The sequence below is a fragment of the Halobacterium yunchengense genome (genome assembly GCF_037031165.1).
GTDB lineage: Archaea > Halobacteriota > Halobacteria > Halobacteriales > Halobacteriaceae > Halobacterium > Halobacterium yunchengense.
Genome location: NZ_JAYEZL010000002.1, coordinates 693524 through 705953 on the forward strand (window position 1 = coordinate 693524; position 12430 = coordinate 705953).

Annotated in this window: 11 protein-coding genes; 6 read left to right on the forward strand and 5 right to left on the reverse strand. The window is 62.6% G+C overall.

The genetic code is table 11. The annotated features are described in order from the left end of the window. The first annotated feature begins 1 nt into the window (after position 1). Positions 2–3643, forward strand: a complete 3642-nt coding sequence (locus tag U5911_RS08910; RefSeq protein WP_336036668.1) for a DEAD/DEAH box helicase — start codon at positions 2–4, stop codon at positions 3641–3643. 134 nt (positions 3644–3777) lie between these two features. On the opposite strand, the gene U5911_RS08915 is transcribed toward U5911_RS08910, so the two are convergent. Both U5911_RS08915 and U5911_RS08920 read right to left on the reverse strand, forming a co-directional pair. After that, positions 3778–4941 carry a hypothetical protein gene (locus U5911_RS08915; protein ID WP_336036669.1) on the reverse strand — a complete coding sequence of 388 codons (1164 nt, stop codon included), beginning with the start codon at positions 4939–4941 and terminating at the stop codon, positions 3778–3780. Positions 4942–4992: 51 nt separating this feature from the next. Continuing rightward, positions 4993–5727, reverse strand: a complete 735-nt coding sequence (locus U5911_RS08920; protein WP_336036670.1) for a hypothetical protein — start codon at positions 5725–5727, stop codon at positions 4993–4995. A 352-nt stretch (positions 5728–6079) separates the two neighbouring features. Between U5911_RS08920 and U5911_RS08925 the strand changes: the two genes are divergently transcribed. Next, entirely contained in the window at positions 6080–6520 is a 441-nt protein-coding gene (locus tag U5911_RS08925; RefSeq protein WP_336036671.1) for a pyridoxamine 5'-phosphate oxidase family protein, read from the forward strand. A 207-nt stretch (positions 6521–6727) separates the two neighbouring features. Continuing rightward, a complete protein-coding gene (locus tag U5911_RS08930) occupies positions 6728–7306 on the forward strand; it encodes a DUF7978 family protein (RefSeq protein WP_336036673.1) in 579 nt (192 codons plus the stop codon). A 3-nt stretch (positions 7307–7309) separates the two neighbouring features. On the opposite strand, the gene U5911_RS08935 is transcribed toward U5911_RS08930, so the two are convergent. Together U5911_RS08935 and U5911_RS08940 are read right to left on the reverse strand one after the other, a co-directional pair. Then, positions 7310–7810: a GNAT family N-acetyltransferase gene (locus U5911_RS08935; RefSeq protein ID WP_336036675.1), complete on the reverse strand. Its 501-nt coding sequence runs from the start codon at positions 7808–7810 to the stop codon at positions 7310–7312. Positions 7811–7834: 24 nt separating this feature from the next. Further along, the gene (locus tag U5911_RS08940; protein ID WP_336036676.1) at positions 7835–8467 is read right to left on the reverse strand and encodes a metal-dependent hydrolase; all 633 of its coding nucleotides are present in this window, start codon (positions 8465–8467) and stop codon (positions 7835–7837) included. A gap of 132 nt (positions 8468–8599) precedes the next feature. Between U5911_RS08940 and U5911_RS08945 the strand changes: the two genes are divergently transcribed. Both U5911_RS08945 and U5911_RS08950 read left to right on the forward strand, forming a co-directional pair. Continuing rightward, the gene (locus U5911_RS08945) at positions 8600–9307 is read left to right on the forward strand and encodes a helix-turn-helix domain-containing protein (RefSeq protein WP_336036678.1); all 708 of its coding nucleotides are present in this window, start codon (positions 8600–8602) and stop codon (positions 9305–9307) included. Positions 9308–9392: 85 nt separating this feature from the next. After that, complete coding sequence (locus U5911_RS08950; protein ID WP_336036679.1) at positions 9393–10220, forward strand: DUF8054 domain-containing protein; 828 nt, start codon at positions 9393–9395, stop codon at positions 10218–10220. A 33-nt stretch (positions 10221–10253) separates the two neighbouring features. Here the strand turns inward: U5911_RS08950 and U5911_RS08955 are convergent, their stop codons facing one another. Next, positions 10254–10784: a DUF7344 domain-containing protein gene (locus tag U5911_RS08955; RefSeq protein ID WP_336036681.1), complete on the reverse strand. Its 531-nt coding sequence runs from the start codon at positions 10782–10784 to the stop codon at positions 10254–10256. A 223-nt stretch (positions 10785–11007) separates the two neighbouring features. On the opposite strand from U5911_RS08955, the gene U5911_RS08960 reads away from it, so the two are divergent. Further along, a complete protein-coding gene (locus U5911_RS08960) occupies positions 11008–12387 on the forward strand; it encodes a choice-of-anchor W domain-containing protein (protein WP_336036683.1) in 1380 nt (459 codons plus the stop codon). The last annotated feature ends 43 nt before the right edge of the window (positions 12388–12430 follow it).

Sequence of the window (12430 nt, forward strand, 5' to 3'; positions counted from 1 at the left end):
TATGACTTTTCGGCAAAAGGAATGGAATCGCGTATACGAGAGCAATTTTAGGGGTAGCGAGACTCTTGTGACCTTATTTTATCGCCCTCTGCTCTCGGAAGCACGGTACTATGACCGTCTCGCTGGCTATCTCAGCCTCCAGAACCTCGCTGACGCTCTCCAAGGCATCGAGTCAGCGTTTGAATCCGACGGCGAAATCCGTATAATCGCCTCGAAGCGTCTGAGCCAAGAGAACAAGCCAGTCCTGACCGATGATGCTCCGCTCTCTGAGGAGGGGGAATCACGGCTTGCACTCATCGCTCAGATGCTGGATGAAGGACGTCTCCACCTCAAAATTGGCGAACCTAGGAATAACTCCGATTCGGGTATCTTCCATCCCAAGCTCGGTATCGCGACCGACGCCGATGGGAACCGAATCACGTTCGAGGGGAGTATTAACGAGACGTACAACGCGTGGTATCGCAACTACGAGCGATTCAAAGTCCACCGTTCGTGGGACGAGGTCGAGAACGAATACGTCGAGGAGGACGTGAAGACCTTCAAGCGGCTCTGGAACGAGGAACACGAAGACGTCGAAGTCACGGACATCGATGAGGCTATCGAGCGGGATATCCTCGACTGGCAACCCGAGTCCGACGAGGAGGTCGAAAAACACGTCGAACGGTTAGAAAAATCGAGTGAACCTCCTGCGTCCGAAGCTACCGTAGGTCGCATCGCGAACGAGCGCGAGCTTCTACCGGGCGCAGTTAACATTGCAGAGGACATCAGTTCAATAGAGCCGTGGCCTCACCAGCGAGTCATCGCTGACACGGCCACCAGCATCTATCCGAATAGTCTCCTGCTTGCCGACGAGGTCGGGCTCGGAAAGACCATCGAAGCTGGGCTCACTATCTCGCGACTGCTCACAATTGGTGAGGTGAGCGACGCCCTGTTGCTTGTTCCAGCGACAGTTCAGCCACAGTGGCAGGAGGAGTTACTGGAGAAGTTCAACATCAACGCCTACTCCTACGAATACAGTGGTGCAGAGCGTGTCCTACGCGATGCCTACGGCATTGAGCACTCTCTATCCGACTACGAGACTATCGATGCGTGGAAAGACTCTCATATCGGCGAATTCGTCACCGGCCGGGACAAGCCAACGGTCATCCTCGCTTCGTGGCACACAGCTCGACGGACAGAGAACATGGGGATGTTCTCACCGTCCGTTCACTCAGAAGAGCCAGAACTATCGGACGAATCTCGGGAGGGAAACTTCGAGTGGGACCTCACGCTTGTCGACGAGGCTCATCACGGTCGCGAAGGAACGAATCTCTACGACTTGGTCACGGCACTGCAGAACGACACGGCCTGTACGTATGTTCTGACGGCGACGCCGATGCAACTCGAAATCACTGAGCTATTCGACCTTCTTCGAGTTTGTGACCTTCCCTATGGCTGGAATGAGCGAGAGTCGTTTGACACGTATTTCGAGATGCAGCAAGACCTCGCTGAAACGCTCGACGAACTCGATGCTGCCGGTTCGAAAACCGTTGAGGAGATACTCCCCGACCTCGCATCGAAGTGGAACTACGAGCCATACGAGGGAATGACCCATCTCCAGACGTGGGCCGGGATGATTCAATCGTTCGTACAGTCACACGACGACGTTGCGGATTGGGTTGGGGACCGCGTAGACGACAGCGGCCTCTCACTCAGTGAACGCCGCCGTCTCAACCGTGTGCTCGGGACAGGAAAGCTCGGACCACGCAACTGGGAGGAGAAGTTCTCGAATCTCTCGGTCGACAGCCTGCGGTTCCTCCTCGACCTCGGCGACGAGACGACGCCGGTCAAATCACGAGTATTTCGGAATACTCGCCAGACGCTTCGGATGTGCAAGCAAGCGGACCTCATCGACGAAAATATCCCGCGTCGCGATATCGAGACGCGGTCCGTTGAACTCGGGGACGCCGAACCGCTCTACGAACGGGTCGAGACGTACATCAGCAACGTGTACGACCAATCCAAGAAGCTGCTGGAGGGTAAAGAGAAGACTGCCATCGGGTTTGTCATGACCACCTACCGGCAGCGGCTCACGTCAAGTCTGCATGCGGTTGAGCAATCTCTCCAGCGTCGTCGCAACAACCTTCGTTCGGACCTACGAGACATCTCTGAGGTCTCGGATAGCGACCTTCGGACGGGTGCGATTGCCGACCGTGAGGAGGTGCTGCAGCGTGAGTACGGTCTCACGGTGGATGAGATTGGCGCGAGTGGGTCGGCTGGGGAGCGGGTTCGAAAGTTCGAGTTGAGTGAACTGGAAGACTTCATCGCACGACTCTACGACGTTCCTGAAGACCCGAAGCTGGAGCAGTTGATGCAGGACTTGAACGAACTCAGTGCGCGAGCCCGTGACACGGTCATCATCTTCACGCAGTACACGGACACCCTGGATGCTATCAAAGAGAAGGTCTGTCTCAGTCATCACGATGTGGGGACATATTCGGGTGGTGGCGGGGAGATATACAACCGCGCTAATGACGAGTGGCGGGGCGTAAGCAAGGAGCGAGTGAAGCGTGAGTTCACCGACCCAGATGGCGACCTCTCGATTCTCGTATGCACTGATTCTGCCAGCGAGGGGCTGAATCTCCAGTCCTGCGATGCGATGATAAACTACGATATGCCGTGGAATCCGCAGGTCGTCGAACAGCGAATCGGGAGGATTGACCGCATCGGACAGGAGAACGAGAAAGTCCTCATTTGGAACTATATTTACGACGATACGGTCGAGGAGGATATCTACGAACGGTTGGGAGAACGCATCAACCTCTTCGAGCAAGCTGTCGGTCCACTTCGTCCAATTCTTGATGGACTCGAAGGCGAGGTACAGGACGTAGCGATGGGTGAGTCACAGAAGTCGGGAGAGGATGTTGCTGCTGATGCGGAAGCCAAGTCGAAGGAGGCTGAACAGAAGACGAAACAAGTGGGTCTCGTTCAAGACCTCGACGAGGTTCAACCAGAGGACATCATCGAGGAAGCCAAACTCTACGGGTGGACACAGTCCCATCCAGACGTAGGGCGTATCGGCTATCCAGACCGCCCGTTCGACCCGTTGATGAGTCCTGGCGTGGTGAAGCGGCTCTTCACGCAGAGTCAGGTATTGCGGAACAAGGGCTGGACGTTCGAGATGCTGGACCGCGAATTGACGGATGACGAGGATGCGCCCTATCAGAAGCTGTATCGGTTGAATATCCCAGAAGATGCAGACCCACCGATTTCTACAAATCCACCGGAAGACACGGTGCAGTCACTATTCGCGGATTCCGGGGAAGTACTGGTCTCGTTCGACCCCGAAGTTCTCGAATGGTACCCGTCAGTAGTTGTTCCACTTCCCCAGCATGGCCTATTCGAATACCTGCTGGAGGAGCTAATGGCGGAACTTGAGGACACGGTAGATGATGAGGTCGTCAGGGTAGCAGGGAGCATTGAGAATGGGAATCCACACCTCTGGACGGAGTCATTAGCAAACTCTCCAGCACAGGTGGCGACCTACGCGACGGAGTCAGCACGCCGACTTACTCTTGACGTGCCATTGCCGGATGAGCAAACTGGGAGACAAGATGTGCAGGAGTGGTTGGAGAAGTACGCTGACTTCGTCGGGTTGGAGTGAATCGGCGCTTGGAGTTTGGCTATTTGGTATGCCGAAATCGGTGATTAGCTGTATCGCGAGAAAGACCGGCTTGCTGTCGAATCTGGGTTATAATCGCGCAAATTTCCTCCTCGGAGTAGGATTCCTTACCGAGGTCACTCAGCGTAAGGGTCCCACTCGTAGCGTATTTCCCCGGTGTCATCCTCCAATTCGTTGTAATTGATAGAACCTGTAGACCAACCTGCCCGGTTCCAAAGCTGATAGAGAGGTCTTCGAAGTGCGTTGGGAACATCTTCGTCATAACTCTTGATTGTCACTCGATTCAATCGGAACTCGTCTGTTCCAAGGTCTCGTGAAACAGCAGGACCAGTCATCCGAGGAGGTTTACTCATTGTGTAGTCCGCTGCATCAATGAGAGTGATGTAAACAAAGAACGGCGGATAGATATTGGCCTGCTCATAGCTCTCTAGCGCCTGTTCAACGAAATGAACAATGTATCGGTCAAGCCCGTAAGTGAGTTGTGGGGTATCTGCTTGAGCTACGTCAACGTAGGTGCTGACTGCTTCCATCCACCCTTCTATGTGAAAACTCGTATAATGGGCGTATGGTTCGTCCTCAAGACCTGTTGGGTTGCACGTGATAACGGCATCCCCAACACGTTGAGTGAGACCACTACGGGAAGCGAAACACGGTGGGTCGGGAAGGTCTACTGCTATCCTGTCGAAATTGTCGTTCAATGATTCAGCCGGAATGATATGGACAGCGGCGAAGGGTAAGTCGGAACGGATTGACCCATATGGCGCTTCTCGTTCGTGGAGGCGTTCTAAGAACGACTCGCATCGGTCATTTATTTGACTAGAAATGTCGTCGAAGGCGTGTCCTGGGTCAACGCTTAGGTGCTCTCGTGCGAGGTCGTGATTCTCACGGTTGCCCATCAGCCGGTTACGAAGCCGCTCGAAATCGTATATCCGTACTCGCCAACCGTACTCCTCTGCAATTTCTTCTTCAACTCGGTCACGCATTATCCCTGCCGGATTCTGTATTGTCGCGAAGAGGAAGAATTCAAAATCTTCAGGACGGTTTCTCGCACTTTCCACGTCCGATTTGATTTTTGACTCCCACTCCTCTGCTACGCTACAATGTAGAATACCCTGTTCGTTGTCGATAGAGAGTAACGAATCACGACCGCCGTCAGGTCCGCGTGTTCCGGTAGGGTCTACCGAGTACCCCTCTCGTCTCAGGAGGTCTGAAGCAAGTTGTTCGAGTCGAGCACCGTCGCCGATAGCCTGTAGTGCGGCGTCTAGGCGAGTATTTGCCACACTCCCCCGTTACTTATCTGTGTGATATAAACAACAGGGAAAGAATGGTACTCAATAACGGTTGTGGGCACCGGAGTCCAACAACGAGCCAAGCTTCGCTTGTATGCTTTGGTAGTCCTGAACCATATCCGAATTCTCCTGAAGAACCACCTCAGTGAACTCGTCAACTAGGCCGTCTGCCTTCTCGAAATGCCGCGCTAGGAAAGTAGGGAGATGGATGAAGTCCGTGTCAAGATGGCCATAGTGGTTGTCTGGAGACGTGTGATATTCACCACCTTTCTTTTCCCATACGTCGTCAACGCGTACGCCAATTTTTTGACGTACTTCCGCACCACCCCCGGTTTCATTACCGGTTGTGTCATTGATGATTCTTATTGGAAGGCTGTTACCGTGGTGAGAGTAGATTCTCAAACCCATCACTGCCCGACTTTCGTCTTCGTATTTCTCGTGCAGAGAGTCGGCTTTGCCCGACTCTGATGCGTGGTCGATTTTTAGAGATTTGAGCGTTTCACGGAGGGCCCAAGCAGAAGAGAGATACCCATCATCAACGACTCTCAGAATATCAATGAGTAGGTCCTCCCGCTTCGAGTGTTCTTCATCTCCTTCAGGAATCCAAGCCCAGCCTTCTCCCTGAATCTCATTTTCAAGTTCACTCAGTTCTTCAATCGCGGCATTCATCGCTTGAACGCGGGCCCTCAACCCAGCAATATCGTTGCGGAGTTCGTTATAGTCGTGGTCACGAACTGAATGGAATACCTCCATCGCGTCGTTAATGTCTTCATCCATAGTAGTTGGTTTAGTGGAGACCAGTTCTTATGCGCCAGATATTCGGGAGACGTAGTTCTTTACAGATAAAGACTGGTCGAGGTGCGCCTACTGAATCCTTCTTTGAACTTCATTTGACTGGCTGTTTGAACAAGTCAGTGAACTCCACCCCGCTGGTTGTCAACACGATATACACACGATTTCACATACTTCTCCGTCCAGTCTACCATTGTTCTGGGCTAGGTGGGAACCGCGTTTAGTGGTTGCGGAGAGCGTGCTCGACCGGGGGGAGTTCGCTGACTGAGCCAGCCGTCCGCGACCGCTGGCGGCGCCGTCCCCCACAGTTTTCGTGGTCGCTGCCGAACAGAACAGTATGGCCGATACTCGAACGGTCGAGCTGTCGCGGGAGGACGTCGACGCGTTCCTGGGCGCGGGCGGCACGGGCGTCATCTCGTTCCCGGGTGACCCGCCGCACTCGCTGCCGGTGTCCTACGGCTACGACGCCCAGGAGGGGTGGTTCTACTTCCGGCTGGCCTACCAGCCGGACTCCCAGAAGCCCGACTACGACGCCGGGACGGTGAGCTTCGTCACGTACGACGAGACCGAGGACGGCTGGCAGAGCGTCGTCGCGACCGGCGACCTGCAGCCGGTCGAGGAGGCCGACGTGCCCTCGGACGTGCTCGCTGGCCTCCAGCGCGTGGACATCCCGCTCGTGGACATCTTCGAGAAGCCGGTCCGGGAGACGACGTTCGGGTTCTTCGTGCTCGACCCCGACGCGGTGTCCGGTCGGCGCGAGGCGCCCGACGCCGGGTGATCCGGCGCCGCCAGGTGCCCGACGGCGGGCATTCCGGGGACGCCGGGCGCCCAACTCCGGGCAGTCCGGGCGAGTGAGGCGGCCGACGCCGGCTAGTCCGACGACGCGACCGGGCCGGCACGTCCGGTGGTTCGCCGACGCGTGGCCGTCACGGCACCGACAGATCTGCCCCAAAGGACTTCTCGCTGCGCGTCGAGGGCTGGTACTATGTCCGAGCGAGCCACGGAGCGGTTCGACGCGGCGTCCGTCAGCGGCGGTGTCGTCACCGGGGTACTCGCGTACGCCGTCGGTTACGTCCTGACGTACCTCTGGCAGGCCGACGCGGTCCGAGACAGCCTCGAGGCGTACAACGCTATCGTGGAGTTCCTCGGCGGCGACCCGGTGCCGGCGTGGACCGCCGTCGGGTGGCTGTACTACAACGCGCACAACGTCGCCGTGACACACCCCGCGCTCGGCGGCGGCCGCGTCTCCCGGAACTTCATCGCGGACGGGAACGCGCCCGTGCTCCTCTACCTGCTGCCGCCGCTGCTGCTGGCCGTCGCGGGGTTCGCGGTCGCGCGGCGCGCCGGCGCCGCCACGGCGAGCGACGGCGCGCGCGCCGGCGGGACCGTCGCGGCGGGCTACGTCCTGCTCGCCGTGGTGGGGCTCGTCGCGTTCCGGTACTCGGCGGGCGGCGCGACGATGCACGTCGACTACGCGCTCGGCGTGCTGCTGGCCGGCCTCCTCTACCCGCTGGGGTTCGGCGCGCTCGGCGGCGCGCTCGGCGCCGCGACGGCGGCGTCGTAGCGCTCAGAGCTCCCGGGAGACCAGCTCGCCCCAGTGCTCGAAGCCGTACCGGTCGTAGAACGCTCGCGCGCGGTCGTTCTCGCGGTCGACGTCCAGCACCAGCCGGTCCAGCGGCAGGTCCTGGTCGCGAGCGAACGCGAGCGCCGCGTCCATCAGGTCGTCGGCGACGCCCGTCCCCCTGTCCGCGGGCCGGACGTACACCTCGTTCAGGACGGCGGCGTCCCAGACGAACGCCATCGACGCCGGGAGCACGAAGACGTAGCCGGCGAGCGCGCGGTCGGTCCCGCGTCCGTCGTCGGCCGGCGCGACCTGCACGCAGCGCTCGTCCTCGGCGACACAGCGGTCGACCCAGTCCAGCCACCGGTCGCGGTAGCCGTCGGTGAGCTTCGCCTCGTAGGCGGCGGCCTTCTCGTCGCCGCCGGTCCCCTCGCCGAGCCCGGTCTCGAAGCCGCGCTTGAGCGCCCAGAGCGCGTCCGCGTCCGCGTCCTCGTACGGTCTGACCATGCGCGAGCGTCGCGCCGCGTGCCGTTAGCGCTTCTGCTCGCGGAACCGGCCGGCGACGCCGAGCGCCGCGGTCAGCACCACGACGAGTTCCATCCCCGAGGAGACGACGGGGAACACGCGCTCGGCGTCGGCGGGGTCCGGCCCCCGTTCGACGTCGACGCCGGTGTAGTAGTGGGTGTTCTCGGTCGTGCCGCCGACGGTGCCGCCGCCACCGGGTTCGTCGGCGAAGTCGACGAACGTCTGGACGACGCCCTCGGTGCTGGAGAGGTGGAGTCTCCCCGAGAACGTGTAGAAGCGGTCGTGGACGGGGTAGAGGAGGTTCACGCCGTTGGCCGTCAGGTCCGGGAGGATGCCGCCGAACGTCAGCGCGAGCACGCCGACGGCGGCGACGTGCGGGCCGCGCTGGCCGAAGCGTCCGCGCAGCCAGGAGTCCGCGCGCCGCGCGTCCCAGTAGACGACCGCGCCGAGGACCGCGGGGACGAGCAGCGTGTGGAGGAGGGCGCGGTGGCCGCCGGGGACCCAGACGCCGAGGAACGTGTCGAGGTCGGGGAACGCGGCGAACGCGCAGACGACCGCCAGGGACTTCGCGTCGAACCACCGGAGGAGCGCGGCGGCGACGAGCGCGCCGACCGAGACGTGGACGACCGTCGAGACCATGCGTGTGGGTGTGTCACACACGTAGATGTGTCTTGCGCCGCCGGGCCGGAGGCGCCGTCCGCCCGGCTCGGGTTCGGCACGTGTCGAACTCCCTCCGGTACGCTTTTGCCGGGCGGTACCCGAGTCGACGCCATGCCCGACGACCCGCGCGGCGACCTCGCGGAGCGAATCGCCGGCGAGATCACCCTCAGCGACGACCCGGGCGCGACGCTGCGGAAGTGGCGCACGGACTTCGAGGTGACCCAGACCGAGCTCGCCGACGAGCTCGACGTTTCGTCGTCTGTCGTCTCCGACTACGAGAGCGGGCGCCGCGAGAGCCCCGGCATCGCCCTGGTCCGCCGGCTCGTCGAGGCGCTGCTGGACGTCGACGAGCGCCGCGGCGGCGACCACGTCCGCCAGTACACGCGCGTGCTCTCCGCCGGCTTCGACAGCGACGTCGTCCTCGACCTCCAGGAGTACCCCACCGCGGTCGAACTCGACGACCTCTACGACGCCGTCGACGCCACCGAGGTCGTCGCCGGCGACCGCGACCAGATCACGGGCCACACCGTCATCGACTCCATCCAGGCGATCAAGCGCCTGCGCGCCGACGAGTTCTACCGGCTGTACGGCCAGTCCACGAGCCGCGTGCTCGCGTTCACGAGCGTCACGCGCGGCGAGAGCACCGGCATCGCGCTGCGCGTCGTCAACCCCACGCCGAACGCCGTCCTCCTGCACGGCCTCTCCCCCGAGGACCTCTGGGAGCACGCGCCCGAGCTCGCACAGCGCGACGGCTACTCGCTGGCCGTCACCGAAGCGAGCCTCGAGGACATGCTCGACGCGCTCCGCGACCTCGCCTGAGGCCCGCCGCGGCGCCGGTTTAACTCGCCGTTCAGCCCCGTTAGCGGGGTGATACCTAACTCGGTCGACGCCCCACTCCGTTGGTATGGAGGGTCGTCGCGCGGTCGCCGCGCTCCGGCGTCCGGAGTACACCGGGGAGAACCGCTGTCTGCCGTGTACAGCCGTCAATCTCGTCGTCGTCGCGGCCGCCAGCGCCGCGGCGGCCGCCTGGAGCACGCTCGCTGCCGGCGTCGGCGTCGCCGTCGTCGGCGTCGCGCTCGTGTACGCCCGCGGCTACGTCGTCCCCGGGACGCCGACGCTCACCCAGCGGCTGCTCCCCGACCGCGTGCTCGCGTACTTCGAGCACGGCGGCCCCGCCGCCGACGCGGCCGACGACGGCGTCGACGACGCCGACCGCGACTTCGACCCGGAGTCCGCGCTCCGCGACGCCGGCGCGCTCACCCCCTGTGCCGACCGCGACGACCTCTGCCTGGACTCCGTGTTCCGGACCGCGTGGCGCTCCGAGATGGCGGCCGCCGCCGCGGACCTCGACGCCGCCGTCGGCCGCCTCCTCCCCGACTCGGTTGAGGACCCCGCCGACGTGGAGTTCCGCGGCGAGTCCGTCGTCGCGCGCGTCTCCGGCACGACGGTCGCGCAGTGGCCGTCCCGCGCCGCGTTCGTCGCGGACGCCGCCGGCGCCGCCGCGCTCGCCGACGCCGACCCCGAGTGGCCCGACCGCGAGTTCGCCGAGCGCACGCGCCTGCTGGCCGGCCTCCGGCTCTGGCTCGACCGGTGTTCGGTCTGCGACGGCCGCGTCGAACTCGGCGAGGAGACCGTCGAGTCCTGCTGTCGGTCCGTCCCCGTGGTCGCGGCGTCCTGTACGTCCTGTGGCGCGCGCGTCTTCGAGGCGCCGCTGCCGGACGACGAGTCCTGACTCGCGCTCCCGGCGGCCGCGCTCGCCGAGCGCTCAGTCCAGCAGCGGCCGGAGGTACGTCCACCGCCGCGTCCACAGCTGGTAGGCGGTCGACCCGGCGATGGCCGCGAGCGCGACGCTCGCCCACAGCAGCCCGGGCACCGCCGCGACCAGCGGGACGCCGAGGTCGCTGGCGACGACCAGCGCGAGCGCGAGCGTCGCGAGCGTCCGGTAGTAGTCCGCCCACGTCACGCCGTACTTCGTCACGACCTCCATGTAGACGTTCACGTCGCGTGCGCGCGCCTGCAGCTCCACCGTCTTCCGGTGCTCGTCGTACTCGACGACGCCCTCGCTGTCGAGCTTCGGGAGGTGGGTCTGGTGGAGCGAGTTGTAGACGCTCTCCCGGAGCGGCCGCGGCGCCGGCGACTCGCCGGCCTCGTGGGCGGCGATGGCCTCGGAGAGCTCCCGGACGGTCACGCTGCCCACCGACTCCCTGAGGTGTTCGAGTACGCGACGGCGGCGGTCGTTCCGCAGGATGTCGTGGATCTCCGTCTCGGGCAGCGACGTGGGTCGCGTGAGCGCCATACGCCCACGGGCGACAGCATACCGCTTATTTATCCGCTTTCTTACCTCTACCGACCAGGTATAGACGGGTGACTAACCGCTTCGAACCGCCCGCTAAAATCCCTGAATACCGGGTTTAGGAACGTCGAACGGGTCGTTCCGTTCGCCAATCTCGCGATTAGCTATGGGGGTATCTATCAGTGGGTTGTGGTAGCGCCCGACCCCGACCGTCGGGCCACCACCCATGTCGAAGAAGCAAATCGAACTCACGCGGCGCCGCGTCCTCGGCGGCCTCGGCACAATCGGTGTCGCCGGAGCCGCCGCGGGCCTCGGCACGTCCGCGTATCTGAGCGACACGGAATCGTTCGAAGACAACGTGATGACCGCCGGCGAGCTCGACCTGCTCGTCGACTACTACTCCTACTGGAACCAGGGGTCCGCAGGCACCGGCGAGGTCTCGGGCACGGCCGACGGCGAGGCCGTCTCCTCCGAGCTCGGCGACGTCAAGCCCGGCGACAGCGGCATCGTCGCGTTCTGTCCGCGCATCGAGACCAACCCCGCGTACCTCTGGCTCTGTGGGGAACTCACGGACAGCAGCGAGAACGGCTACACAGAACCCGAACCAGAGGACGACAACGGCGAGGGCGAACTCGAGGAGAACATCGAGGTCGACGTCAAGTACTGCGAACTCGACGACGACATCGGGGACGACTTCGACCCCGACGACGTCGACGAGGTCGCCACGATCTGGTCGGGGACGCTCGCGGAGTTCCTCGCGATGGCCCAGACGGGCCTCCCGCTGGACGGCGACGCAGACGGTCCGGACGACGATAACGACGACAACAACGACAACGACGACACTGTCGGCTTCTACGAACCGGGCGAGCAGGAGTGCTTCGTCGGCACGGACAGCGATGAAGAAAACTACTGCATCTGCCTGGACTGGGAGGTGCCGACGTCGGTCGGCAACGAGATCCAGGGCGACAGCCTCGAGTTCGACGTCCAGTTCTACGCCCAGCAGTGCCGCCACAACGACGGCACGGACAACCCGTGCGGCATCACCACGGAGACCGGCGACGACTTCGCGAAGCAGACCCAAGAGTTCAACGGCGACGGCACCTCGAGTGCCGGTGCTCGTGCGCGCTACGGGAACAACGGTTCCTCCGGAGCCTGGGAGCTCGCCGTCGGCGACGAACCCGGTGTGTCCGGCGAGTTCGCACAGGAGAACCACGTGTGGACGAGCGGTGATACGGTCGACTACTCCGTCGAGTACGACGAGTCCAGCGACGAGCTGACGTTCACGTTCGACGGAACCACCATCTCGGACACCATCGACGACCCCCAGCCGGACGGCCGGATGGCAATCCAGGGGAAGGCCGACGAGGCCAACGTCGAGGCCTCCATCGACAGTCTCAGCATCGACGGGGATTCCGTCTCGCTGAGCGGCCCGACCAGCGTCACCGCGACCAACGACGGAGACGGCCGCCAGGTCCGTCACCTTGTCGTGAACACGGCGCTCGACGGCTCGACTTCGTTCGAACTCAGCGGCGAAGCGACAGTCACTCTCCAGGACGACTACGCCGGCGGCCAGGAGGGCGTCGCCTTCGACGTGGTCTTCGAGTAGGCGCAGCGCTCGCGAACTGACCCGACCCACGCTGGCACCTCGG

Coding starts and splice junctions, on each gene's coding strand:
- U5911_RS08920 (WP_336036670.1), bottom strand. CDS start 5,727: ATGGATGAAGACATTAACGACGCGATGGAGGTATTCCATTCAGTTCGT.
- U5911_RS08910 (WP_336036668.1), top strand. CDS start 2: ATGACTTTTCGGCAAAAGGAATGGAATCGCGTATACGAGAGCAATTTT.
- U5911_RS08940 (WP_336036676.1), bottom strand. CDS start 8,467: ATGGTCTCGACGGTCGTCCACGTCTCGGTCGGCGCGCTCGTCGCCGCC.
- U5911_RS08930 (WP_336036673.1), top strand. CDS start 6,728: ATGTCCGAGCGAGCCACGGAGCGGTTCGACGCGGCGTCCGTCAGCGGC.
- U5911_RS08935 (WP_336036675.1), bottom strand. CDS start 7,810: ATGGTCAGACCGTACGAGGACGCGGACGCGGACGCGCTCTGGGCGCTC.
- U5911_RS08950 (WP_336036679.1), top strand. CDS start 9,393: ATGGAGGGTCGTCGCGCGGTCGCCGCGCTCCGGCGTCCGGAGTACACC.
- U5911_RS08945 (WP_336036678.1), top strand. CDS start 8,600: ATGCCCGACGACCCGCGCGGCGACCTCGCGGAGCGAATCGCCGGCGAG.
- U5911_RS08955 (WP_336036681.1), bottom strand. CDS start 10,784: ATGGCGCTCACGCGACCCACGTCGCTGCCCGAGACGGAGATCCACGAC.
- U5911_RS08960 (WP_336036683.1), top strand. CDS start 11,008: ATGTCGAAGAAGCAAATCGAACTCACGCGGCGCCGCGTCCTCGGCGGC.
- U5911_RS08925 (WP_336036671.1), top strand. CDS start 6,080: ATGGCCGATACTCGAACGGTCGAGCTGTCGCGGGAGGACGTCGACGCG.